The following is a 23,801-nucleotide window of genomic DNA, read 5'->3' as shown; positions in this document are numbered from 1 at the left end:
ATAGACAGCTTTGGTTCCTTTTATGCTTCACAATTTAGTTAAATCGATTCATCACTTCTGTGAATGGCTTTTCTAACCAATATTCACAGGCATCTGCTGCACGATTAAAGGCATCTTGCATTAATGGTTGCTCTTTCTTCGAAAATTTTGAAAGTACATAGTCTGGTACCTTCATGCCTACTGGTGGTCGATTAATCCCTACACGGATTCTGTTAAAGTTTTGCGTGCCAATGTGCTGAATCAGAGATTTAATTCCATTATGACCACCTGCGCTTCCTTTTTGACGAAGGCGTAATTTCCCCTTATCTAAATCTAAGTCATCATAAATAACGACAATATCCTCTACATCAATATCAAAGTAATCCATCATAGGACGTACAGCTTCCCCAGATAAATTCATATATGTAAGAGGTTTCATCAACATTACTTTACCTTCTGGACGATGAGCAGTGCCGTACATAGCGTTGAATTTTTGTTGATTTAATGGAATATTCCACTTTTGTGCTAATAAATCTATTGTATCAAACCCAACATTGTGGTGAGTATGTTCATATTCTTTCCCAGGATTACCTAATCCAATTATTAACTTCATATTTGACATCTTCCTTTTCTAACTAATCCTTGTTATTTTAACATACGCCATAATGATTAGAGAAAAGATTTAAGCTGATAGATTAGTCAATTTCCATAGTATTATGCAGTTTACTTAACATTATTACTAGAAAAAATAGCTACAATATATTAAAAAACCTCACGTTTTCATTTATAACGCAAGGTCCTGTTAAGGTAGAGTAGTTATACCGCTTCTTCTGGTTGATCCGTTATTTCAGTGTCTAAATCCATTCTTACAGTTGGTGTTGATACAACTACTAATGTTACTTGATTGTCACCTGAGATTGTATACTTTACTTTTTTTCGAATATCTCCAATAGTTAAAGCATGACCAATAGCTAAGTTGGACACATCAATCTCAACTTTTTCAGGGATTTCATTTGGCTTTACGATTAACTTCATCAATCGAAGAGGTTGATGTAATACACCACCTTCTTTAACGCCAATAGGTAATCCTTTTAATACGATTGGTACTTCAATACCGATTAACTTAGACATGTCGACTGACAAAAAGTCTACATGAATATACTTTTCTTTAGTAGTATCTTTCTGGAACTGAAACACTACCGCCTTTACTTCTTTACCTTCAATGTTTAGAGAAATGATGCTATTTTTACCCTCTTTACTTAATAATCTTTCAAATTCTCTTTCGTTTACAGCAATTGGTATTGGTTCTATTTGATATCCATATACCACAGCTGGGACAAAACCATTTTTTCTTAAGGTTGACAATACAGATTTCTTTCCGACCTCACGTTTTTTTACATGAACTACAGTATTCATAAATATGTTGTCTCCTCCTTTGTCATCTACTTTGCTAATTGTTCAAAGATCAATCTACATTAACAAAGTAAGAAATAGAATTACCACATTATCAAATGTGTCCATTTCTTCAAGGAATGAAACAATTATTTAAAAATAAATTTATATGTTTATAGTCGATATCTCTATTTTAAACAATTATAAAAGCCCTACATCTGTTTCTAGATGTAGGGCTAAACTTACGTTAAAAATTAATCAAATAATTTACTTACAGATTTATTTTCATAAATACGAACAATCGCATCAGCAAGTAATGTAGCAACTGATAATTCTTTAATTTTTGGTGTTTTCTTTTCCTCAGGTAATTGAATTGAGTTTGTAACAACTAATTCTTTAATTACTGAGTTTTCAATACGATCAATTGCTGGGCCTGACAATACAGGGTGTGTACAGCAAGCATAAACTTCTTTTGCACCACTTTTTACAAGAGCTTCAGCGCCGATTGTAATTGTACCAGCTGTATCAATAATGTCATCGATTAAGATACAAATTTTCCCTTCAACATTACCAACAATGTTCATAACTTCTGCTACATTTGGTTTTGGACGACGTTTATCGATGATAGCAATTGGTGCCTTTAGTCGTTCTGCCATTTTACGAGCACGAGTTACACCACCATGGTCAGGTGATACTACTACAACATCATCTGGATTGAATCCTTTTTGTTTGAAATGATCAGATAACAAAGGTACACCCATTAGGTGATCGATAAGAATATCGAAGAAACCTTGAATTTGTGGAGCATGTAAATCTAGAACAACTACACGAGTTGCACCAGCAGTTTCTAATAAGTTTGCCACTAATTTTGCCGTAATCGGTTCGCGTGAGCGTGCTTTACGGTCTTGACGAGCATAGCCATAGTAAGGCATTACTACGTTTACTGTGCGTGCAGATGCACGTTTCACAGCATCAACCATAATAAGCAGTTCCATTAGATTTTCATTTACTGGAGCTGAAGTTGACTGAACAATAAATACGTCACAACCACGAATACTTTCCTCAATACTGATTTGAATTTCTCCATCACTGAAGTGTTTTACAGAACTTTTTCCTAATTCTACACCCACTTCTTTTGCAATTTCTGTAGCAAGTGGTTCATTTGAATTTAGTGAAAAGATTTTTAAATTTGAGTTAGCATATTGATACGGCATGATGGCCTCCTGTTAATTTTTAATTATTTTAAATTTAATTTGTTAACATAGTTTTCTTTGTTTTCTTGTCGAGAACGACCGATAGCAAGTGCATTTTCCGGTACATCTTTTGTAACAGTTGATCCAGCAGCGACAAATGAATTTTTGCCGACTTTGACAGGAGCTATTAAATTTGCGTTGCAACCAATAAAAGCATGATCTTCAATTACTGTTTGATACTTATTTTTACCATCATAATTAACGGTAATCGTACCACAACCAATATTGACGCTGGCACCAACTTCTGCATCCCCTAAATAAGTTAGATGAGAGGCTTTACTACCTTCGCCAAGTGTCGTTTTTTTCAATTCTACAAAATTACCAACTTTCGCATGATTACCAACATTTGATGCTGGGCGTATATGCGCAAACGGACCAATTGCAACATCATTGCCAATTTGGCTATCTTCCACAACAGAAGAATGTACAGAAGTACGATCCCCAATTTGGCTATGTTGAATATGACTATTCGGTCCTATTAAACAGTCTTCACCAATGACAGAATCCCCATCAATCATCACACCTGGTTGAATAACGGTATCGCGACCAATTTTTGCATCAACGCTGATATAAGTATTTTCGGGATTAATAATTGTAACCCCATTACGCATATGATTTTCGTTAATACGCGCACGCATAATACTTTCAGCTTGAGATAAAGCTACTCGATCGTTTACTCCAAGTGTTTCATAAAAGTTTTCTGTAACATTAGCTGCTATAATTTCGCCTTGTTTTTGCAAAATTTCAATCACATCTGGTAAATAATATTCACCTTGTGCGTTATCATTATTCACTAGTTTCAATGCAGCGAACAAAGCTTTGTTATCAAAGCAATATGTCCCTGTATTAATTTCGGTTACTTTTCTTTGTTCAGGTGTTGCGTCTTTTTGTTCGACGATTTGAGCTACCTGACCATCCTCTCCGCGTATAATGCGACCGTAACCGGTAGGATCTTTAGCTATAGCTGTTAAAATTGTGGCCTTTGCATGATTGGCTTCGTGATATTCATATAGCGCTTTCATTGTCTCAGGGCGAATTAAAGGTGTATCACCACATATAACAATTGTTGTACCATCTAGATCACCAAGGATTGGTTCTGCTTGTTGAACTGCATGTGCTGTACCTAATTGTTCAGCTTGTAATACATATTCACTTTTGTCCTTCAATTGTTCTTGAACCTTTTCAGCACCATGACCAACAACTGTCACGATACGTTCAACATTCAATTCTTGAATATGGTCTACCACATGTTCAACCATCGGCTTACCACAAACCGGATGAAGAACTTTATATAATTTGGACTTCATACGCGTGCCTTGGCCAGCTGCCAAAATTACGGCATAAATATTCGTCATTTCTTAAGTCCTCCAATTAAGCAGATTTTCTCTTTTGACTATAAAGCAAATTTAACTAATTTTCAAGACTTTACGGCTTGACAAAACAGTGAAGTTCAAATTAATATTATAAATTTTGTCTATTTTATTTTTGTAAAATTTTCTAGAGTGATAAAAATTTACAATTCCATACTTTTTGTACAATTCACAATCTCAATTAACCCTTCAGCAACCTTCTTTATATCTTCACTAGTTGTCTGACTACTAAAAGAAATTCGAAAGAACTGTCGTGCTTCATCTATATGATATCCCATCGCTATTATTGCTTTCGTTCCAACAGAACTATTCGCATCGCATGCGCTACCTGTTGAAATATAAATCCCACGTTCATTTAAGTGCAACATTATATATTGTCCTTCTAATCCTTTTATTTGCATGCCACAAATAGCTGGGTATTGCACTTCATTGGGTGCCTCAACAAATTGATAAGGACTATCTGCTAATAGTTCTTTCAATTTGTTTCGTAGTGTTGATAAATGAGATAAGTTTGTTTGTTCTTTAGTTTCTATTGCTGCTACTGCAAAAGCAGCGATTCCTGGTACGTCTACAGTGCCCCCACGTAATCCCCCTTCATGTGTTAATCCCGGAAATAGAAGAGAAGCTTTACATTTTGGGTGAATATATACTGCTCCACATCCTTTTGGTCCACCAACTTTATGTGCAGAAAATACCATTGCATCTACTTTACTCGCAAAACTATCTAAGGGAAACTTCGCAAACGATTGAACACAGTCTACATGACAACGGATCTGATATTTTTTTGCTAATTTAATAATTTGTTCAATAGGCTGAATCGATCCTATTTCAGGATTAATATGCTGAATCGAAATAAGTATGGTCTCATCACATATTGCCTCTCGGATTGCTTGAATACTAACTTGCCCATTTTGGTTGAAAGGTAATCTGGTAATTTGAAATCCTTCTTGTTCTAGTGTATTCATAGCAGCATGCACAGAAGTATGTTCCGCAGCACTAGTAATGATATGTTTTCCTTTCTGAGCATTAGCTCGAGCAATTGATAGTATAGCAATTAGATTTCCCTCTGTTCCACTTCCTGTAAAGTAAATCCCCTCAGGCACAACACCTGCACAATGTGCAATCATACGTCTTGCATTTTCTAATATTTGTTTTGCGTTTGTTCCCTCATTATGAGGACTTGATGGATTCCCATAAAACCTTTTAGCAATATCCTTGTACGTTTCTATAGCATATTCACTCATTGGTGCTGTTGCTGAATAATCAACATAAACCATAGGTCTTCCTCCTTTCTCAATTACAATACATAAAGCCTTAAAAGTAAGATTATATTTAGCAGAGTTATAGCTTTAAAACGCTTGTTTTAATCAGTATTTTATGTCAATATATGTGACAAGACAACTGTAAACTAGAATATGAAAAAGCAGAGTTATACAGTTGTCTTATTTAAAGTATTGGGATTACAGCACTTTAATTAGCTCACATTATTATTCAAAATCTTTAAATTACAAAGCGATAAAGGGGTGTATGGCATGAATCAACTAAAGCTCGAATCCATGCTTAAAAGATTTTTTTTAGAAGATATTGGTGATGGCGATATCTCAGGTGAACGTCTATTTGCAAAAAACACAATAGGAACTTTCTCATTCCATGCAAAGGAAGAAGGGATTTTCTGTGGGGAAGATATTATTACAATCGGATTTTCTATGTTCAATAATGGGGTGAAATGCAATCTATTAAAACACGATGGAGACTTATTAAATAAAGGCGATCTCATCGCAGAAATTGAAGGACCTATTCAAACGCTACTCGCTGGGGAAAGAGTTATCTTAAATTTAGTACAACGTATGTCTGGAATTGCTACCGCTACTAAACAAGCTGTTAATCAAACCGTTCATTCTACAGCGAAAATTTGTGATACACGGAAAACAACACCAGGTTTGAGAATGCTAGAAAAATATGCTGTACGAATGGGAGGTGCATTTAATCATCGAAACGGGCTTTATGATTGTGTAATGTTAAAAGATAATCATATTGCATTCGCAGGGAGTATAACAAGTGCGGTAAATACAATAAGGTCGCGAATCGGACATACTATTAAGATTGAGACTGAAATTGAAACAAAAGCACAATTGATTGAGGCAATCGAAGCAGGTGTTGATATTATAATGTTTGATAATCGTACCCCCGAAGAAATTAAAGAATGGCTTCCACTTGTACCGCTACATATTACAACAGAAGTATCTGGTGGTATTCAATATAATCAAATTAAAGATTACGCGGCAACTGGAGTTGACTGGATTTCACTAGGCTCTTTAACACACTCTGTTAAAGCACTTGATATAAGTGCACTCGTACAATTGAAAGGAGTTACCCAAATTGCTCACTAATCCTACATTATTCGAAAAAATGTCGCAGTTGCCACCTCACTATAGCACGCTTACAAAAGAAGAGATGGAATTGCGTGTTTGGGAGATTAAAAAACAATTAGGTAAGAAACTTTTCATACCAGGGCATCATTATCAGCGTGATGATGTTATACAGTTTGCGGATGCTACAGGAGATTCCCTACAACTTGCTCAAATTTGTGCTAATAATGTGGATGCAAAACATATCGTATTTTGTGGAGTACACTTTATGGCTGAAACAGCAGATATGCTTACAGAAGATAGACAAATAGTTTATTTACCTGATATGCGTGCAGGTTGCTCAATGGCAGACATGGCCAATATCCATCAAACTGAAATTGCTTGGGAGGCACTTCAAAAACTTTTTGGTGATACAATTATCCCTCTAACTTATGTAAATTCAACGGCTGGTATTAAGGCTTTTACAGGCCGAAATGGTGGGGCATGCGTTACTTCATCTAATGCGAAGTCAATGGTAAGCTGGGCATTTACGCACAAAAGGCGACTACTTTTTTTGCCAGACCAACATCTAGGTAGGAATACAGCATTTGACATAGGAGTTTCATTAGAACAAATGGCTATTTGGGACCCCCTAAAGGAAGAATTAGTTTTCGACGGGGCACTAGAAGATATCAGCGTAATATTATGGAAAGGGCATTGTTCAGTACATGAAGGATTTTCCGCTTATAACATCAACCAGGTACGTGATGAACATCCTGAAATGCGTATTATTGTGCATCCCGAATGTAGGCATGAAGTCGTCGCCGCAGCTGATGATAATGGATCTACCAAATACATTATTGATACTATTAAAGCTTCTCCTTCTGGTTCCTCTTGGGCAATAGGAACAGAAATGAACCTTGTTCGTCGAATTATTCGCCAGTATCCTGACAAAAATATTATTTCATTAAATCCAAATATGTGCCCTTGTATGACCATGAATAGAATTGATTTACCGCACCTCCTATGGTCCTTAGAGCTAATTGTAGAAGGAAAGAAGGGGAATATTATTACTGTCGACGCTAAGACGACTAAAGATGCTAAATTAGCATTACGACGTATGTTAGAACATGTTCAATAGTTTTCTTCTAAAAACTATCATGTCCAATAAAAATAGAGCCTGTTTCAATACATTATTGAAAGGCTCTTATTTTATACTTTTATCGTTGTTCTTCCAATATTTCTACTACTGCTTCCTCTGAATCGGAATATGCTGCTAATACAGATTCTTGAATCTTTGATCGTGTGCCCGAGTTTATAGGATGTGCAATATCACGGAACTCACCATCAGGTGTTCTTTTACTTGGCATTGCTACGAATAATCCAGCATTTCCATCAATGACACGGATATCATGCACGACGAATTCGTTGTCCAGTGTGATGGAAGCAATGGCACGCATGCGGCCATCTGTCTCAACACGTCGAAGTCTTACGTCTGTTACTTCCATTTTTTCACCACCTCTCATCTTGGGTGTAAATTAGAATCTATTTACATATATTCAAGAAAAGTATATCTATTTCCTTCTTAATTTTAAACAATTTTTTCAAAATTTAAAAAATTATTTCGATTTTTATACAAAAATCCACTTAGATTACATAATATTTATTGATAAAGAGTTAAAAAAACAAGCCACGATAGAAAACGCGGCTTGTTTTTTAGAAAATTATTATGATTGATAGACTTTTACTATCCTAAACTAATGCAATGACTTCAATTTCCACTTTAGCATCCTTTGGTAGTCTTGCAACTTCGACCGTAGTACGTGCAGGTTTATGTACACCAAAGTGTCTTGCATATTCCTCATTCATAGCTGAAAATTCTTCCATATCCGAGATATATACAGTTGTTTTAACAACCTTGTCCAAAGAAGAACCTGCTTCTGCTAGAACTGCTTTAAGATTTTTGAAAACTTGATTTGTTTGTTCTGTAATATCACCATCAACAAACTCTCCTTCTGCTGTCAATGGGATTTGACCTGAACTATAAAAAAGGTTGTTAATAATCATGCCTTGAACATATGGGCCAATCGCTGCTGGTGCATTTTTTGTTGCTACTACATTCATTACTAATTTCCACCCTTCTCAAAATAGTTTCCTTCACATAAAGCTATGGTGTGATCTTTTTCATTGACTTCTTTTAATTTGACCAATGAATAATAATCATCCACAAGACGCTCATCGGGGTGTTCGGCTTCTACTAAAACAGCTATACCTGCTAAAGTACAGTCAAATTCCTCCAATAAGTTTTTCATTCCGTTCATTGTACCCCCGACCTTCATAAAGTCATCAGTAATAAGAACGCGTTGCCCACTTTTCATGCTTCGTTTTGATAGCACCATTGTTTGTATACGACGAGATGAGCCAGATACATAGTTAATACTAACAGTAGAACCCTCTGTCACTTTATTATCACGACGCACTACCACAACTGGCACATTTAAATGTCTTGCAATTGCATGGGCAATTGAAATTCCTTTTGTAGCTACTGTCATAATGACATCTATTTGTTGATCGCAAAAGGCCGAAGCAAACACCTTTCCTACACGGTTGATCAATTGGGGATTGCCCAATAAATCCGTCATGAATAGATATCCACCTGGTAACAAACGATCGGAATGACTTAACTCTCTAATCAACTCTGATATTACATCTTTAACAGCTATATCAGGGACTTTAGGTATATACTTTACACCCCCTGCAGCACCTGGGACTGTCACTAGAAGGCCAATCCCTCTTTCCTCAAATGTATCTTTAACAATCGACAAATCTTCACTTATAGAGGACTTTGCAGATTGATACAATTCTGCGAAAAATGTAAGGGGGATTAACTGTTGTGGATGCTCCATCAAATAATGCGTCATATCAACAAGACGCTCACTACGCTTCCATTTCATAAAATCCTCTCCTGAACACGAATATTTTATACAAAAAATAACACAAATATCTGTCTTTAATCAAGAACATCTAATTCGCCTAACATACGTACAGCAAATACTTCATCACAGAAACCTCTAAGACCGTTTACAATTCGGCTAACACGCGCCTTATTTTGTACCAGTCCAAACACTGTTGGTCCACTTCCGCTCATTAATACTGCATCCGCTCCGAAACGACTCATTTGTTCTTTAATAACAGATACTTCTGGGTGTAGCTTTAGTGTAACACTTTCTAATACATTACTTACTGTATCACATACTAGTTGGTAATTCTTATTTTCAATGGCTGCCTTCATTTGCATTGTATTTGGATGTACAACTTCATCCATATTCAAGCCACCATAAACAGCTGCGGTGGAAACGCCAATTGATGGTTTTGCTAAAACAACCCAACACGTTGGAGGTGTAGCAATATGTTCAATTTTTTCCCCACGTCCTCTGGCAATCGCAGTTCCTCCATAAACGCAAAATGATACATCTGATCCTATTTGTGCGCCCAAATCAGCCAGTTCATCGAGTGTTAAATTTAAATTCCATAATTGGTTAAGACCTTTTAATGTAGCCGCTGCATCACTACTACCACCAGCTAAACCCGCAGCTACAGGAATTTGCTTATCGATTGTTATAGATACGCCGTCTTGAATACTATATGTATCTTTTAATAATTTTGCCGCTTGATATGCTAGATTTCTTTGATCATCGGGAACAAAATTACTGCTTGAATGAATTAGAATCTGTCCATCATGACGGTTTTTCAAGCCAACGCGATCGGCTAAATCAACTGTTGTCATAATCATTTCAACCTCATGATAGCCATCTGGACGTTTATATAGTACATCAAGTGTTAAATTTATTTTGGCAGGTGCTTTTACGTAAAGCATATCTCCGCCTCCTTCCGATAAGTATAAAAAAACAAGATAAAGTTACTTCGTTCTTTTCACTGAATAATATTCTACCACAGGAAAAGAAAGTTGAGAAAAAACGTACATGAATCTTTAAGAGTTTTGCCACCCTTTATAAGTTATAAACAAAAAAAGCAGTTCACCTCTAAAAATATAGAGGGAACTGCTTTTGTCAGTTCGCTTCATATGATTTTAAGATTGCCTACTTTTGGCTATTGTCACTTGCTTGACCTCGTTCAGCCATTTCGATTGCTTTCTTCACCATATTTCCGGCATCCCGTGCTTTGATTCCGCCCCATCCTTCACGTTCAACAGTATCGTAAAAGCCTAATTCTTTAGCGATTTCTACCTTCAAACGATCGGACATCATTGACCTTCTCGCCAAACGAAATTCCTCCTTTAGCGACTGACGCTACTAGTATGTCCTCAAAAATAAAAAACACTCATAAAACATTCCTTTGGACAAAAGAATGCTCTACAAGCGTCCGAACAAAATATTCGATTATAATTACAACTTACTTATTTGGCGGCGGCAATTTGAGTTGCTTCGTCGTCAAATGTAATCTCTACTGCCTCTGTTAATATATCTGTGTAGCTGTAAGAAACACGCTCAAAAGCGTTTTCGTCTTGATCAAGATCAACTACAAATACTGCGCGATATGTTTCACGTAATATCCCAGCGCGCTCAATCGTTTTCTTTCGACCACCGTTTGCTTTTAATTGCAGACGTTTACCCAAATGACAATCTAACGACTTTTTAATGTCAGCTAAAGTTTTTGGCATTTTCGCTTACACCTCACTAATAACAAGTATACATAATACCGGTGTTTTTGTCAACACAAAAATTATATTTTAACAATGAAGCTTTGCTATGTCAATAACTTTTTATATTAAACTCTATTTTTTCTTATTATTATACTAATATATGGTTTATTTTTTGAAATATGGGTATAAAGCGTCTGCCAATTGACCAAATTCTACGATTGATAATGTTTCCCCTCGTCTTGTTGGATCAATATTTACTTTGGCCAATGCAGATAAGATATTTTCCTTCTTTTCTTTTCCATTTGGCAATTGGGATTGTAAATTATTTAATATCGTTTTACGTCTTTGTGCAAAAGAACTACGAGTTACTTCAAATAAAAATGACTCATCAATAACCTTTATAGGTGGTTCTGTATGACGTATTAATCGTAGAACAGCAGAGTCAACATTAGGCTGTGGCATAAATACCGTTTTAGGTACTGTCATAACAACTTCTGCACTCATATAGTACTGCACAGCAATTGACAACGAACCATATGCTTTTGTACCAGGGACAGCTGAAATGCGATCCGCAACTTCTTTTTGCATCATAACAACCATTCCGCGAATTGGTAGGCCTTCCATAAGAAGTTTTAATAAAATTGGTGTCGTAACGTAATACGGTAGATTAGCCACCACCATAATATCTTTGTAGTCATTTAGTTCTTCTGTAATAATTGAAGCAACATCTGCCTTCAATACATCTGAATGAACAACTTTTATATTTTCATATGGGCTTAATGTATCCTCTAGTACAGGTAATAATCGTTGGTCAATTTCAAAAGAAACAACCTTTCCTGCAGCACGGGCTAAATGTTCCGTTAACGCTCCTATTCCTGGACCTACTTCAATTGCTGCACTTTCTTTTGTTAAGTCAGCATAGCTTACAATGTTACGCAAAATATTGGGGTCTATTAAAAAGTTTTGACCTAAGCTCTTTTTAAATGAAAATCCATATTTTTTTAATATTTCTTGTGTGCGCAAAGGTGTGGCAATATCTTTATGCATTTTGTTCCTCCTGATTGATGTGTGCAATTGCTTTTCCAAATTGCTCTTCTGTAATTTGAAACATCCTTAATCTTTTTACGAGTTGTTTACCATTTGTAGAACCAATATTTAAAATTTCCCCTAATCGTTCACGTCTTTTTTTGGCATCGGGGTGTGATAGCAATTTAGCAGCTATTAAGTCGTCTAACGTAATTGTATCGGGTAAATCCTGACTGACTTTTTGTGGCGTATAAACTTTGGACAATGCATAACGAATATCTTCATCCTTCGCATGTTCAATACCTAAACTTTTACCATTCTTAGCAATTGTCTTTTTCTTTGGCAAAAATGCATGTTTCACACCTTGAACACGCGCTTCAATAATTGCGCGAATGCGGCGACCCGGATAGTCTGGATCCGTAAACACAATGACACCTCGGACATCTTGAGCATGTTGAATATTACGGAGGGTTTCTTCCGAAATTGCTGATCCATTTGTTTCAATTGTGTCTGCATTAACTGCCCTTTTTATTGCTGTTGTATCGTCTTTTCCTTCAACGACAATGATTTCCTTTATATCCACGGATATCGAATCCTCTTTTCTAAAAAGTTCCTTTGACCATTTTACTTTGATTCTACACTTATTGTACAGTAACGGTACAGAAAATAGATATAAGTGCAGTTTATTTGCTGTAAAAGTAAAAAAGCTTTCTTCTACCAGTATGGAGAAGAAAGCTTAAAATTTTTCATTTTTTTATTTTTGAACTGTAATTTTAACTGTACGGCGTCCCCAATTGTACGCTTGCTTTTTCGATGGCATGAAAACATCAATTTTACGTCCTTTAATAGAGCCACCTGTATCACCGGCAATTGCCAATCCATAGCCATTTACATATACCATTTTACGAAGTGGTATTACTCGAGGGTCTACTGCTATAACTTTTTTATATGGATTTTTTCGTAAATTAATACCTATAGTTGTTTTACCTGAGCATCCGTTACAGTAAGCTGTATACGCTGTCGATGTTACATACATAGATTTACCATTAAGGGAATTTGATACCTTTTTGACTGTGCCTGATCGCAAGTATGCTTTTGATACATACCCAGTCTTGCCACTATAGGATACTTTATACCATTTTCCTTTTTTACTTTTATATGTCACATTTTTACCCTTAGGTATTACTTTAATAACTTTGTATTTAGCTCCTGGACCTTTTCTCATATTTAGGTTACCAGTCGTGTGGTATTTTCTTGAACTACTAACTAGTGTAATTTTCTTGTTGGAATTTCTATTTGCATAAACTTTGGAGTCTTCCACTACATCGATGGCCTTTTCTACTCGAACGTCAGATGCAGCAGGGTCATTTATATTTTGCGTATCTTTACTTTCAAGAGTATCGCTATTTTCCTCTGACTCAACTGTAGGTTGCTTTAAAAAGTCAGCGACCGTAGTCGAAGTTTCTCCTGCTAAAATTTGAGATGTGTTGTTATTTTTCTGTTCGTATAAATTATTAATACTCAATGAGGTCGATTGGATAACATTGTTAATATATAAATTACTAACTACATTTCCCTGTTGTTTTCCTTCTGCTTTTACAGTAACAGGTTTACCAATAACGCTTAATATTACAGCAAAAGCTAATAGAATAGTTATAAAACCTGCCACTCTTTGCTGTTTCCTCAATGACTTTAAGAACAGAGTTTTCATGGAATTATTTGGCATGAAAAACGCCTCCTTATCACTCGTTGGATTATATAGACTCTTTTTTGATTGTCAACAGATAAGACTTTACAAATTATTAAAAAGAGAGTTGAAGATCCTTTTTTTGAATGTGGGAGACGTTGGTTTATTTCACTCTTTTTATGCTTCAATTTTAAAAAAACGATGCGCATTTTCGGTTGTTTTTTGCGCAACTTCTTCAACTGTTAACCCCTTCAATCGCGCTATTTCTTCAGCGACTAACGGTACAAACGAAGGCTCGTTTCTTTTTCCACGGTTCGGATGTGGAGCAAGGTATGGAGCATCTGTTTCAATCATCAAATATTGCAAAGGTATTTTCTCTGCTACTTCTTTCGGCTTTTTTGCATTTTTAAAAGTAACAGGGCCACCTAAACTAATCATAAAATTCATTTTGATACAAATTTCTGCGGTTTCTACGCTACCGCTAAAGCAATGCATCACACCACCAACATCTTCGGCGTGCTCTTCTTGCAAAATACGCACACAATCTGCAGTTGCTTCACGGTTGTGAATTACAATTGGTAATTTAACACGCTTTGCAAGCTGGATTTGTTTTCGTAACAACTTTTGTTGAGTCTCTTTTGGCGACTTGTCCCAATAATAATCTAGTCCAGTTTCACCAATTGCTACGACCTTAGGATGTTTTGCTAACTCTTCAATCCACTGCAAGTCTGATTCAGTACAATCTATTGCATCAACTGGATGCCATCCTATTGCCGCATATAGAAAGTCGTACTCTTCAATCAATTCCATTGCACGGTTGATCGTCAACCTATCAAATCCAACAACAACCATTTTTTTCACATTTGCTGCTAAAGCTCGATTAATTACTTCTTGTAAATCATCATTATATTGTTCTGCATTTAAATGGACATGCGTATCTATAAACATATTCATTCTCCTCACATGTTTAACATTTTAGCTAAATAAACCATTTCACAGTTCACAGAGAAATTACAAATATATTACAAACATTACATCTCACAATATACTTAATACCTACGAACTAACATCTCTCTTCAAAGGAACAGTCTATTATACCTATAATGATAAATCGTATTCACCAATTTTCAATCGATTTTTGTCTATTTTTTATATCAACAGATACAAAAACCTGCCGTCTATTTCCAGCAGGTTTTTTGTTACTAAATAGCATTGTATTTTACCAAATTATTCATTTTTTCTTCTTTTAAATAAATAAAATATCAAAAATAAAACATTTTAACTTTAACTATTGTTATTCACCATAATGTAATTGGCCATTTTAATGCCGTATTATTATTTAACCTTAGCTCCATTTTCTAATTTCTCGTCCACAGTCGCTAAAGTCAATACACCATTCTTACTTCCAGCTAAAATCATTCCTTGTGATAATTCACCACGAAGTTTTACAGGTTTTAAATTAGCTACTACGATAACTTTGCGTCCTATTAACTCTTCAGGTTTGTAGTGTTCCGCAATACCAGATACAACCTGACGTTGTTCATAACCCAAATCCAATTGAAGTTTAAGTAGTTTATCTGCCTTTGGAACTCTATCACAAGCTGTTACAGTTGCAACTCTTAGATCTACCTTCATAAAATCATCAATTGTAATTTCAGGAATTTCTTCTTTCTTTTCTTCCTTTTTCGGTACTTCAACTGTTTTTACAGAGCCACGCATTTGATCACGAATATATGTTACTTCTTCTTCGGTATCTAAACGAGGGAAAATAGGAACACCTTTTTCGATAACCTTTGTACCGTTTGGAATAACACTTTCTCCATTTAGAGTATCCCAAGCAAGTAATTCCTCTGATAAGCCAAGTTGACGGACAATCTCTTTAGGGGAGTTTGTCATAAATGGTTGAATCATAACTGCCACACGTCGTAGACTTTCAGCTAAATTATTCATCACTGTTGCAAGTTTTCCTTGCTGAGCCTCATCTTTTGCAAGTACCCACGGTTGTGTTTCATCAATATACTTGTTCGTGCGCGATACTAATGCCCAAATATCTGCTAATACAACGCTAAATTGCATTTTTTCCATATCAGCTTCATATTTTTCTTGTGTTTCTTTTGCTTGTGCATGAAGCGCTTCATCGAAATCTGTTGGTTCTAAATCTTCAGTTGGAATGATACCATCAAAATATTTATTCATCATTGAAACAGTACGATTTAGTAAATTACCAAGGTCATTTGCTAGATCGAAGTTTGTACGTTCAACAAATGATTCTGGGGAGAACACACCATCTTGCCCAAATGGTAATTCACGTAGTAAGAAATAACGTGTTGCATCTAAACCATAACGTTCGATCAACATTTCAGGATATACAACATTACCTTTAGATTTTGACATTTTTCCATCTTTCATCATGATAAAACCATGAGCGAATACTTTCTTAGGAAGTGGTAAATCTAAAGCCATCAAGAAAATCGGCCAATAGATCGTATGGAATCTGACGATATCCTTACCAACGACATGAACATCTGCTGGCCAATATTTTTTGTATTCTTCATCATTCTCTGTGCCATAGCCTAATGTTGTTAGATAGTTGGTTAAAGCATCAACCCAAACGTAAATAACATGTTTGGGATCTCCAGGAACTCGAATACCCCAGTCAAATGAAGTACGAGAAACAGAAAGGTCTTCTAACCCTGGTTTAATGAAATTATTAATCATTTCATTTTTACGTGATTCAGGCTCGATAAATTCAGGGTTTTCTTCATAGAATTTTAAAAGACGATCTGCGTATTTCTTCATATTAAAGAAGTATGATTCTTCTTTTACTTTGTGAACAGGTCTACCACAATCAGGACAGTTACCATTATCTAGTTGTGTATCAGTAAAGAAAGATTCACATGGTGTACAATACCATCCTTCATATTCACCTTTGTAAATGTCTCCATTATCTAAGAATTTTTTGAAAATTTTCTCTACAGTCTTTGTATGGCGCTCTTCTGTTGTTTGGATAAAGTCATCGTAAGAGATGTCCATTGTTTTCCAAAGTTTTTTAGCTGCTGCCGCAATTTCGTCAACATATTCTTTTGGGTGTTTCTTTGCTTCTTCTGCTTTTTCTTGAATTTTTTGACCATGTTCATCCATCCCTGTTTGGAATCGAACATCATATCCACGTAATCTTTTATAACGAGCCATTGTATCAGCAGCTACAGTTGTGTAGGCAGTACCGATATGGAATTTACCACTTGGGTAGTAAATTGGTGTCGTTATATAGAATGTTTTCTTTTCATTTGTCACGAAAACTTCCTCCAGTGCTATACAGTATACCTACTATTTTATCGAAGTACTAAATACCTTTCAATTAAAGTTTATTTTACATGTTTTTGTCTAAATTTGTCGAATAATATTCAGAGAAAAAATATCTAAATTTATAAGCAAAAAACCGTATAAAAGAACAAGTTTTATGCAAAATAAATTAAATTCCTATGATGAATATCCTTAAAGAACGGAAATTTTTTGAAAAAAAGTTACTCATGTAGTGAAAAATAATTGACGGTTATGGAATTAGTTGGTATGATATAAAACAGAAGTAGAGTTTATGTCGAATTTTGACGAATAATATTATTATGAAAATATAGGAGGAACTCTTGTAATGAAATCTACTGGTATTGTACGTAAAGTTGATGAACTTGGTCGCGTGGTTATTCCTATCGAACTTCGTCGTACTTTAGGAATCGCTGAAAAAGACGCACTAGAAATTTATGTTGATGATGATAAAATCATCTTAAAAAAATACATGCCTAATATGACATGTGCAGTAACAGGTGAAGTATCTGATGATAACTTCCGTTTAGCTGGAGGCAATTTAATCCTTAGCCCTGAAGGTGCACAAATCCTTATGAAAGAAATCCAAGCTAAATTAAATAAATAATTTATTAAAATTAGCTACTCGAGCAACAAGATATAAAATAAGAAGTCATTTTTACTTTATTACCTTGCTTTCAAATGTGATTTTATATAAGAAAAAACCCATCCGAAATATTCGCCATTTCGGATGGGCTTTTTTATTATTTACTTAAAGATGTTGAGATAATTTCTCGCCATTTAGTTTTCAATATGATATTGTTGGTAGACTTCTCTTTTCGCTAATCCACGTACTTTAGCTACTTCTTTAATAGCCTCTTTCGAAGATAGCTTTTCGTTAGAAATTAATTGGTCGACATGTTCTATAATAGATAGCTGATCCCACCAATTCTCTTCTTCCTCATCTTCTCCATTTATATTTCCTTCAACAACTAAACAAAATTCTCCTCGAATTTCATTGTTATTTGCCCATTCGATTGCTTCATCTAAAGTTCCTCGAAGAAATTCCTCGAATTTTTTTGTTAACTCGCGAGCCATAACAACATGACGATTCCCAAATATCATTTGCATATCTTTTAGAGTATCCTTTAAACGATGAGGTGCTTCATAAAAAAGTATAGTTTCATGTCGTCTCTTCAATAATTCCAGCGAGTCACGGCGATCTTTTTTATGACGACTTAAAAAACCATAAAAGAAGAAAGGTTGTGGAGATAACCCAGAGGCAATTAAAGCTGTAATAGCTGCATTAGCACCGGGTATAGGTACTACTGCAAAATGTTCTTCAATAGCTTTTGCAGCAATATCTGCTCCAGGGTCAGAAATACATGGCAATCCGGCATCACTTACAAGCGCTACTGTTTTCCCTTCACGTAAAAATTGAAGTAATTTTTCTCCGCCTTGTTCTTTATTATGATCATGATAACTTACTAATGGTGTTTCTATTTCAAAGTAGTTGCACAGCTTTTTAGTATTCCGGGTATCTTCTGCTGCAATAATATCCGCTTCTTTTAATATTCGTATCGCACGCATCGTCATATCTTCCAAATTTCCAATAGGTGTCGCCACTAGATATAAGCAACTACCTTCTTCATGCATGGAACTTTTCTGTGATTTCACTCTTCCTCGCTCCTTGTTACGATATAGTTTATCTTCTGCTGTCTTGTTAGTCGTTTAAAATAATATTCTGCACTCATTGCATCATGCTTGTTTTCAAATACTTCAAAGTAAATACAATGTACAGGTCTTCTTGCTCTCGTATATTTTGCACCCTTACCAGAATTGTGAACAGCAATACGTTTTTCTAAATTATTCGTATAACCAGTATAATATGTGCCATCGGAACATTCTAAAACGTACATAACATGGTTATTGCTTGTCGCCATATAGCATTTCTCTCACTTCAGATGTATATTCATCATCTGCTCCATAAACATATAATGGAGGCAGAATTTTCAAATCTGGTTTTCCATCTTTAATTCCTTCTATTAATAAGGTGTTTGCTTCTTTGCCTTCCTTTGGGTAGACAAAGCGAATGCGTTTTGGTTCAATACGGTTTGCACGCATCGAAGTTACAATATCCAGTAATCTTCCTGGGCGATGGACAAAAGCAGCCTTTCCACCCTGTTTTAAAAGTTTACTTGCTGAGAAAATCATTTCATCTAGTTTTAAATAGATTTCATGTCTTGCAATAGCAACATGTTCCTTTAAATTTTTTTCACTCGCCTTATGTGCAGGAAAATATGGTGGGTTACATGTCACTACATCATATTTCTCAATACCTAGTATTGGAGCAATTGTGCGAACATCACCTTGCATAACTGTAATCTGCTCTTGCAATTGATTGTATTGCACACTCCTACTAGCCATATCAACAAGTCGATCTTGTAGTTCAACGGCAGTAATATGCCCTTTTGTTCGAGCACTTAAAAACAGTGGAATTGCACCATTTCCCGCACATAAATCTACAATATTTCCTTTTTGATAAGGTACACTTACAAATTTAGATAATAAAACGGCATCCAATGAAAATGAAAAGACTGACGGACTTTGAATAATTCGCAAATCCTCTGCTAGCAAATAATCTAATCTTTCATCTTCTTTCAACCATTGTTTCATTCATTTACCCTCCAACATAGCAAAAGACTGACCTCCACTTTTTAATGGAATCAGTCTTCTTTCAATTATTGTTTATTTAAAAATGATAGGCAGAATAAACAATCTTCGCCTTTTCGCGAACTACCGAAATGGACATGACAAACATGAAACCCTTCATGATATAACCGAGCTAGATTATCATATCCTTCTCCTACATCAACAGTCTCCTGTTTTTCTTCCTTAGCATTGGACTTAACAGATTTTTCTTGCTTCGTAGAAAGAAGTTCCTCTAAACGCGTTCGAAGATGATGATTCTCCATCTGTAGTGTTTGATGCTCTTCCATCATGAGTGCAACAAATTTCTTCAATGCCTCAAATTGTGTTTGCATCGATTCAAGCTGTTGTTCGAACTCCATAACAGTGTCTAAGAAATTACGGTCCTTCACTCAAGCCACCTCATTATTTCTTCTATTGAACAGAACTATTCTCATATTGTAATAATTCATCCAATGTATATTCTAAGATTCGTTGTTCTTCAAATATTTCAACTTGAAGCACGCGTTCTAATATGTTCAGACCAATCACTTTTCCTCTACCATCTGGAGTTGTAATCGTTTCACCTAAATCTGGCATTTGTACTCGTGCTTCTTCATATTCATCATTTTCATATTTTAGACAGCACATTAAACGTCCGCATAATCCTGATATTTTTGAAGGATTTAATGATAAATTTTGATCCTTTGCCATTTTAATAGATACTGGTTCAAAATCCCCCAAGAATGTGGAGCAACATAACATTCTTCCACAAGGTCCAATACCGCCTAACATTTTAGCTTCATCACGGACCCCAATCTGTCTAAGCTCAATACGCGTTCGAAAAATGGCCGCAAGATCTTTTACTAATTCACGGAAATCTACTCGTCCTTCTGCTGTAAAATAGAAAATAATCTTATTACGGTCAAATGTATATTCAACATCTACTAACTTCATTTCTAAACCATGTTCTAATATTTTACTTGTTGCCAGGTCAAAAGCACGCTTAGATTCCAATGCATTTTCATCAACTTGAATACGATCCCGTTCATTTGCAGGACGTACTACTTGCTTAAGTGGCAAAACAACATCATTTTCCCCAACCTGTTTCATAGGGACGACGATTCTTCCATACTCAATGCCCCTGGCAGTTTCTACAATTACATATTGACCCTTTTCAAGCAAATACTCTCCAGGGTCAAAATAATATATTTTACCCGCTTTTTTAAAGCGGACACCTACTACTTTATACAAAGGATTTTCCCTCCTGCAGATTCAGCATCAACTGCTCCATCATCAACGTCTTGTTCATATTACTCTGCAATTGTTTTCGTGCATTTAATATTGCTTGCAACTGCGCCGATAACTTATTGAAGGTTGTGTGAAGTGCAGCATCCTTCCATGTTGGAACTAGATCAGGATACGTACACATCGCTTCTGGGTTTGCTTTAACGGCTACTATATCTCGAAAGGCAAATAACAATAGATCTAATGCCATTTCAACTTGCTCTCTCTCTTTGAAAAGAGGTAACCAATCTTCATGTACTACTAGCATTGCTTCATGTACATTTTTAAAGGTTGCTTCTACCAATTTTAACACTGTCTTTCTTGACAGTGCAAACGCATCATCTTTTGCAAGAGAAAAAGCTTCTTCCAAATCACTCGTCATCATACTTACAGTAGCTGCCATAGATTGAGTTATACCACTATCAACCAATGTTTTCACCATAACATCTCGTTGGATTTCTCGAAATTTAATATGCTGACAACGTGATCGAATCGTTGGTAAGATTGCATTAATATTTTGTGTGACAAATATTGCAGTTACAATCCCTTCAGGCTCTTCTAAGAATTTCAGTAGCGTATTAGCTGATTTAACATTCAGTCTTTCAGCACTATGAATCACATATATTTTGCGTCCAGCTTCTAAACCTGTTTTGCTCATCTCATTTAATAATTTTTCAATAGCATCTACTTTGATAAATTGCCCTTCAGGATATACTTGATGAAAATTAGGATGATTTCCTGACTTAATGCGTTGACAGCTTCGACATGTTCCACATGGAACATTATTTTTAGGATTTTCACATAATAATAGCTGAACAAAGAAAAGCATCATCTCTTCCGTACCAGTACCCTTACCACCCTCGAATATGTACGCATGCCCTACCCTGTCTTTCTCAAAGATCATCTGTAGTTGCTTCATCACTACTGGTTGTAATTTAAGTAGTTCTTCAGCTGTATGCATCATCCATCACCTTTTCATTGTTTGAAAAAATCCCGTGCTTCGGAACACCGAAAGACACGGGTTTTACGTATAAAGGTTGATTAACAATCCTTTAATCTCACCTATTTTAGCTAATAAATCGACAGAATCTTTTTCTTCATTTAAAACGTCTTCTGTTAACTCAATCAGTTTTTCGTCAATTGTATCTACTATTTTCAAGCGACGACCTTCTCCAAAACGATTCCATGTATGAGATTGTTTTAACTCCATTCCATAGGAAACAGCTTCTTTTAAAAATCTCTTAACCAGCATTTTAAACTTTGCTAAATCTCGTAAATTTCTAGATTTTGCAATACGATCACCTGCAGTTGAGATATCGCCTAATAATTTTGTTATTTGTTCTGTTTGCATGCGTTGTCCGGACTTAACAACTAATTCACCAAAGCGTGTTGTTGTTTGGTGAACCGGCAATTTCTGTCTAGTTGTATCCAACCCTATACGCAGGTCTTGATTTATTTTCACCTAATTGTCCCCCATCTTTAAAAATGATGAAACTGGTCTATTGGTAAAACAAAAACAGTTGCTCCTCCTACCTCAACTTCTACTGGATATGGAATATATGCATCTGCATTTCCGCCCATTGGTGAAATAGGTGCCACCATTTGTTCACGAGAACGACAATTATCTCGAATTATATCTAATACCTTTTGGACTAGTGAATCTTCAGTACCTATCAAGAAAGTTGTATTTCCTGAACGAAGAAATCCTCCTGTACTGGCCAACTTTGTTGCGCGAAAATTATTTTTCGTCAAAGCGTTTGAAAGACGGTTACTATCCTGATCTTGAACAACAGCCACAACTAATTTCATCGGCATTCACCCCTTAATATATAGGTTCACTTATAATTATAACATATTTCCTATTAGCACTTCATTTACTTTATATTGCTCTTTTCAAAACTTTCCAGACATTTAGAAAAACTTCTTCTAACGGTTTGCTGGCATCAATTACATAAATTCTTTCTGGGAACTTTTCCGCAAGTTTTAAATATGCTTCCCTCACTTTTTGATGAAATGCCAAGCTCTCAACATCTAGGCGATTTATTTCTCGATCTTTATGCGAATTTATTCTCTCTAATCCTATTCTAGGATCTAGATCAAAAAGAATAGTCATATCTGGCATTCTTTTACCGATTGCAAATTCGTTAATTGATTTTACTCCTTCTATCCCTAAAGAACGACCAACACCTTGGTAAGCTAACGATGAATCGATAAATCGGTCGCAAAGAACTACTTTTCCTTGTTTTAATGCTGGTTCAATTTTTTCAACAAAATGTTGACTTCTAGCCGCAGCATATAATAATGCCTCTGTTTTTGCATCCATTTCTGTATGGGCTGGGTTTAAAATCACTTCGCGGATTTTTTCAGCTATCACGCTACCACCTGGTTCACGTGTTGCGATAACTTCTTTTCCTTCCTCTTGTAATTTATTTACTACCATTTTTAGGACAGTTGTTTTACCTGCCCCTTCTGGACCTTCAAATGTAAAAAATAATTTATTCGTCATGATTAAACCCTTTCCTATATACTATTACATTTATTATACATGATTGACTTGATATGATGCTTTAAATAAACTATTTATCTAATTAGAAAGTACATTTACCCTTCATATTTTGTATTTAACTAATTTTACTTACTACTAGATTATAAGGTCATTTATATAAAATTATACTATTCACTATTTAAAATTTATTAAAGTGTCCTTATTAGCGAACGCTTAAAGTATCTTTAATAAATTGGCATAATAAAAAGCGCAACTGAATAAACAGTTGCGCTTTTAGTGTGCCTAGCAACGTCCTACTCTCG

28 protein-coding genes are annotated in these 23,801 nt (G+C 35.5%); 3 read left to right on the top strand and 25 right to left on the bottom strand.

Going from position 1 to position 23,801, the window contains the following annotated elements:
• Nucleotides 1-34 precede the first annotated feature (34 nt).
• From pth to CW357_RS14305, 5 genes are all read right to left on the bottom strand, one after another.
• Nucleotides 35-592, bottom strand: coding sequence for an aminoacyl-tRNA hydrolase (pth, locus tag CW357_RS14325; protein ID WP_124218388.1), 558 nt, complete (start codon nt 590-592; stop codon nt 35-37).
• Between the two features lie 203 nt (nt 593-795).
• Nucleotides 796-1,395 (bottom strand): 50S ribosomal protein L25, encoded by a 600-nt coding sequence (locus CW357_RS14320; RefSeq protein WP_124218387.1) that lies wholly within the window; start codon nt 1,393-1,395, stop codon nt 796-798.
• A 230-nt stretch (nt 1,396-1,625) separates the two neighbouring features.
• A complete protein-coding gene (locus CW357_RS14315; RefSeq protein WP_119416036.1) occupies nt 1,626-2,585 on the bottom strand; it encodes a ribose-phosphate diphosphokinase in 960 nt (319 codons plus the stop codon).
• 23 nt (nt 2,586-2,608) lie between these two features.
• Nucleotides 2,609-3,979 (bottom strand): bifunctional UDP-N-acetylglucosamine diphosphorylase/glucosamine-1-phosphate N-acetyltransferase GlmU, encoded by a 1,371-nt coding sequence (glmU, locus tag CW357_RS14310; protein ID WP_119416035.1) that lies wholly within the window; start codon nt 3,977-3,979, stop codon nt 2,609-2,611.
• A gap of 158 nt (nt 3,980-4,137) precedes the next feature.
• Nucleotides 4,138-5,271: a cysteine desulfurase family protein gene (locus tag CW357_RS14305; protein WP_119416034.1), complete on the bottom strand. Its 1,134-nt coding sequence runs from the start codon at nt 5,269-5,271 to the stop codon at nt 4,138-4,140.
• Nucleotides 5,272-5,526: 255 nt separating this feature from the next.
• Between CW357_RS14305 and nadC the strand changes: the two genes are divergently transcribed.
• Both nadC and nadA read left to right on the top strand, forming a co-directional pair.
• Nucleotides 5,527-6,384, top strand: a complete 858-nt coding sequence (gene nadC, locus CW357_RS14300; RefSeq protein ID WP_119416033.1) for a carboxylating nicotinate-nucleotide diphosphorylase — start codon at nt 5,527-5,529, stop codon at nt 6,382-6,384.
• A gap of 19 nt (nt 6,385-6,403) precedes the next feature.
• Nucleotides 6,404-7,483 (top strand): quinolinate synthase NadA, encoded by a 1,080-nt coding sequence (gene nadA, locus CW357_RS14295; protein WP_119416063.1) that lies wholly within the window; start codon nt 6,404-6,406, stop codon nt 7,481-7,483.
• Nucleotides 7,484-7,562: 79 nt separating this feature from the next.
• Here nadA and spoVG read toward each other — a convergent pair whose 3' ends face one another.
• The 11 genes from spoVG to metG all read right to left on the bottom strand — a co-directional run bounded on the left by spoVG (nt 7,563) and on the right by metG (nt 17,012).
• A complete protein-coding gene (spoVG, locus tag CW357_RS14290; protein ID WP_124218386.1) occupies nt 7,563-7,850 on the bottom strand; it encodes a septation regulator SpoVG in 288 nt (95 codons plus the stop codon).
• 244 nt (nt 7,851-8,094) lie between these two features.
• The gene (locus CW357_RS14285; RefSeq protein WP_119416031.1) at nt 8,095-8,466 is read right to left on the bottom strand and encodes a RidA family protein; all 372 of its coding nucleotides are present in this window, start codon (nt 8,464-8,466) and stop codon (nt 8,095-8,097) included.
• A gap of 2 nt (nt 8,467-8,468) precedes the next feature.
• Entirely contained in the window at nt 8,469-9,296 is an 828-nt protein-coding gene (gene purR, locus CW357_RS14280) for a pur operon repressor (protein ID WP_119416030.1), read from the bottom strand.
• Nucleotides 9,297-9,352: 56 nt separating this feature from the next.
• Nucleotides 9,353-10,219, bottom strand: coding sequence for a 4-(cytidine 5'-diphospho)-2-C-methyl-D-erythritol kinase (gene ispE / locus CW357_RS14275; RefSeq protein WP_119416029.1), 867 nt, complete (start codon nt 10,217-10,219; stop codon nt 9,353-9,355).
• A 223-nt stretch (nt 10,220-10,442) separates the two neighbouring features.
• On the bottom strand, nt 10,443-10,607 hold the full coding sequence (locus tag CW357_RS14270) for a small, acid-soluble spore protein, alpha/beta type (RefSeq protein WP_255416313.1): 165 nt from the start codon (nt 10,605-10,607) through the stop codon (nt 10,443-10,445).
• 152 nt (nt 10,608-10,759) lie between these two features.
• The gene (gene veg, locus CW357_RS14265) at nt 10,760-11,023 is read right to left on the bottom strand and encodes a biofilm formation stimulator Veg (protein ID WP_119416027.1); all 264 of its coding nucleotides are present in this window, start codon (nt 11,021-11,023) and stop codon (nt 10,760-10,762) included.
• 147 nt (nt 11,024-11,170) lie between these two features.
• Entirely contained in the window at nt 11,171-12,052 is an 882-nt protein-coding gene (gene rsmA / locus CW357_RS14260; protein ID WP_119416026.1) for a 16S rRNA (adenine(1518)-N(6)/adenine(1519)-N(6))-dimethyltransferase RsmA, read from the bottom strand.
• Nucleotides 12,045-12,614, bottom strand: a complete 570-nt coding sequence (gene rnmV / locus CW357_RS14255; RefSeq protein ID WP_124218385.1) for a ribonuclease M5 — start codon at nt 12,612-12,614, stop codon at nt 12,045-12,047. The genes rsmA and rnmV overlap by 8 nt, the downstream gene beginning before the upstream one ends.
• A 171-nt stretch (nt 12,615-12,785) precedes the next feature.
• Nucleotides 12,786-13,757 carry a 3D domain-containing protein gene (locus CW357_RS18795; protein WP_199670735.1) on the bottom strand — a complete coding sequence of 324 codons (972 nt, stop codon included), beginning with the start codon at nt 13,755-13,757 and terminating at the stop codon, nt 12,786-12,788.
• Nucleotides 13,758-13,895: 138 nt separating this feature from the next.
• Nucleotides 13,896-14,666, bottom strand: a complete 771-nt coding sequence (locus CW357_RS14245) for a TatD family hydrolase (protein ID WP_119416024.1) — start codon at nt 14,664-14,666, stop codon at nt 13,896-13,898.
• Nucleotides 14,667-15,053: 387 nt separating this feature from the next.
• Complete coding sequence (gene metG, locus CW357_RS14240; RefSeq protein WP_119416023.1) at nt 15,054-17,012, bottom strand: methionine--tRNA ligase; 1,959 nt, start codon at nt 17,010-17,012, stop codon at nt 15,054-15,056.
• Between the two features lie 355 nt (nt 17,013-17,367).
• On the opposite strand from metG, the gene CW357_RS14235 reads away from it, so the two are divergent.
• Entirely contained in the window at nt 17,368-17,646 is a 279-nt protein-coding gene (locus CW357_RS14235) for an AbrB/MazE/SpoVT family DNA-binding domain-containing protein (RefSeq protein WP_102693395.1), read from the top strand.
• Between the two features lie 173 nt (nt 17,647-17,819).
• Here CW357_RS14235 and rsmI read toward each other — a convergent pair whose 3' ends face one another.
• The 9 genes from rsmI to tmk form a co-directional block, all read right to left on the bottom strand.
• Nucleotides 17,820-18,695: a 16S rRNA (cytidine(1402)-2'-O)-methyltransferase gene (gene rsmI, locus CW357_RS14230; RefSeq protein ID WP_119416022.1), complete on the bottom strand. Its 876-nt coding sequence runs from the start codon at nt 18,693-18,695 to the stop codon at nt 17,820-17,822.
• Entirely contained in the window at nt 18,692-18,961 is a 270-nt protein-coding gene (locus tag CW357_RS14225; RefSeq protein ID WP_119416021.1) for a GIY-YIG nuclease family protein, read from the bottom strand. Before CW357_RS14225 ends, rsmI begins: the two co-directional genes overlap by 4 nt.
• On the bottom strand, nt 18,945-19,694 hold the full coding sequence (locus tag CW357_RS14220; RefSeq protein WP_124218384.1) for a tRNA1(Val) (adenine(37)-N6)-methyltransferase: 750 nt from the start codon (nt 19,692-19,694) through the stop codon (nt 18,945-18,947). The genes CW357_RS14225 and CW357_RS14220 overlap by 17 nt, the downstream gene beginning before the upstream one ends.
• Nucleotides 19,695-19,759: 65 nt before the next feature.
• Nucleotides 19,760-20,119: a DNA replication initiation control protein YabA gene (gene yabA, locus CW357_RS14215; protein ID WP_119416019.1), complete on the bottom strand. Its 360-nt coding sequence runs from the start codon at nt 20,117-20,119 to the stop codon at nt 19,760-19,762.
• A 22-nt stretch (nt 20,120-20,141) separates the two neighbouring features.
• The gene (locus tag CW357_RS14210) at nt 20,142-20,960 is read right to left on the bottom strand and encodes a PSP1 domain-containing protein (protein ID WP_119416018.1); all 819 of its coding nucleotides are present in this window, start codon (nt 20,958-20,960) and stop codon (nt 20,142-20,144) included.
• The gene (gene holB, locus CW357_RS14205; RefSeq protein WP_119416017.1) at nt 20,953-21,957 is read right to left on the bottom strand and encodes a DNA polymerase III subunit delta'; all 1,005 of its coding nucleotides are present in this window, start codon (nt 21,955-21,957) and stop codon (nt 20,953-20,955) included. The genes CW357_RS14210 and holB overlap by 8 nt, the downstream gene beginning before the upstream one ends.
• 60 nt (nt 21,958-22,017) lie before the next feature.
• Entirely contained in the window at nt 22,018-22,455 is a 438-nt protein-coding gene (locus CW357_RS14200) for a YaaR family protein (protein ID WP_119416016.1), read from the bottom strand.
• A 17-nt stretch (nt 22,456-22,472) separates the two neighbouring features.
• Entirely contained in the window at nt 22,473-22,802 is a 330-nt protein-coding gene (locus CW357_RS14195) for a cyclic-di-AMP receptor (RefSeq protein ID WP_119416015.1), read from the bottom strand.
• A 70-nt stretch (nt 22,803-22,872) separates the two neighbouring features.
• Nucleotides 22,873-23,499 carry a dTMP kinase gene (tmk, locus tag CW357_RS14190; RefSeq protein ID WP_119416014.1) on the bottom strand — a complete coding sequence of 209 codons (627 nt, stop codon included), beginning with the start codon at nt 23,497-23,499 and terminating at the stop codon, nt 22,873-22,875.
• Between the last annotated feature and the right edge of the window lie 302 nt (nt 23,500-23,801).

Origin of the sequence: Rummeliibacillus sp. TYF005, from assembly GCF_003844195.1 — a bacterium.
Lineage (GTDB): Bacteria > Bacillota > Bacilli > Bacillales_A > Planococcaceae > Rummeliibacillus.
The sequence above is the reverse complement of the archived record's forward strand: the minus strand, read 5'-3'. Positions and strand labels throughout refer to the sequence as shown.

What these genes read in the sequence shown, in the direction of transcription:
- CW357_RS14235 (WP_102693395.1), top strand. Translation starts at nt 17,368, where the DNA reads ATGAAATCTACTGGTATTGTACGTAAAGTTGATGAACTTGGTCGCGTG.
- glmU (WP_119416035.1), bottom strand. Translation starts at nt 3,979, where the DNA reads ATGACGAATATTTATGCCGTAATTTTGGCAGCTGGCCAAGGCACGCGT.
- rsmA (WP_119416026.1), bottom strand. Translation starts at nt 12,052, where the DNA reads ATGCATAAAGATATTGCCACACCTTTGCGCACACAAGAAATATTAAAA.
- CW357_RS14270 (WP_255416313.1), bottom strand. Translation starts at nt 10,607, where the DNA reads ATGTCCGATCGTTTGAAGGTAGAAATCGCTAAAGAATTAGGCTTTTAC.
- spoVG (WP_124218386.1), bottom strand. Translation starts at nt 7,850, where the DNA reads ATGGAAGTAACAGACGTAAGACTTCGACGTGTTGAGACAGATGGCCGC.
- CW357_RS14195 (WP_119416015.1), bottom strand. Translation starts at nt 22,802, where the DNA reads ATGAAATTAGTTGTGGCTGTTGTTCAAGATCAGGATAGTAACCGTCTT.
- ispE (WP_119416029.1), bottom strand. Translation starts at nt 10,219, where the DNA reads ATGCTTTACGTAAAAGCACCTGCCAAAATAAATTTAACACTTGATGTA.
- CW357_RS14285 (WP_119416031.1), bottom strand. Translation starts at nt 8,466, where the DNA reads ATGAATGTAGTAGCAACAAAAAATGCACCAGCAGCGATTGGCCCATAT.
- CW357_RS14220 (WP_124218384.1), bottom strand. Translation starts at nt 19,694, where the DNA reads ATGAAACAATGGTTGAAAGAAGATGAAAGATTAGATTATTTGCTAGCA.
- nadA (WP_119416063.1), top strand. Translation starts at nt 6,404, where the DNA reads ATGTCGCAGTTGCCACCTCACTATAGCACGCTTACAAAAGAAGAGATG.
- CW357_RS14315 (WP_119416036.1), bottom strand. Translation starts at nt 2,585, where the DNA reads ATGCCGTATCAATATGCTAACTCAAATTTAAAAATCTTTTCACTAAAT.
- CW357_RS18795 (WP_199670735.1), bottom strand. Translation starts at nt 13,757, where the DNA reads ATGCCAAATAATTCCATGAAAACTCTGTTCTTAAAGTCATTGAGGAAA.
- veg (WP_119416027.1), bottom strand. Translation starts at nt 11,023, where the DNA reads ATGCCAAAAACTTTAGCTGACATTAAAAAGTCGTTAGATTGTCATTTG.
- holB (WP_119416017.1), bottom strand. Translation starts at nt 21,957, where the DNA reads ATGATGCATACAGCTGAAGAACTACTTAAATTACAACCAGTAGTGATG.
- CW357_RS14225 (WP_119416021.1), bottom strand. Translation starts at nt 18,961, where the DNA reads ATGGCGACAAGCAATAACCATGTTATGTACGTTTTAGAATGTTCCGAT.
- CW357_RS14305 (WP_119416034.1), bottom strand. Translation starts at nt 5,271, where the DNA reads ATGGTTTATGTTGATTATTCAGCAACAGCACCAATGAGTGAATATGCT.
- CW357_RS14320 (WP_124218387.1), bottom strand. Translation starts at nt 1,395, where the DNA reads ATGAATACTGTAGTTCATGTAAAAAAACGTGAGGTCGGAAAGAAATCT.
- purR (WP_119416030.1), bottom strand. Translation starts at nt 9,296, where the DNA reads ATGAAATGGAAGCGTAGTGAGCGTCTTGTTGATATGACGCATTATTTG.
- pth (WP_124218388.1), bottom strand. Translation starts at nt 592, where the DNA reads ATGAAGTTAATAATTGGATTAGGTAATCCTGGGAAAGAATATGAACAT.
- nadC (WP_119416033.1), top strand. Translation starts at nt 5,527, where the DNA reads ATGAATCAACTAAAGCTCGAATCCATGCTTAAAAGATTTTTTTTAGAA.
- tmk (WP_119416014.1), bottom strand. Translation starts at nt 23,499, where the DNA reads ATGACGAATAAATTATTTTTTACATTTGAAGGTCCAGAAGGGGCAGGT.
- CW357_RS14245 (WP_119416024.1), bottom strand. Translation starts at nt 14,666, where the DNA reads ATGTTTATAGATACGCATGTCCATTTAAATGCAGAACAATATAATGAT.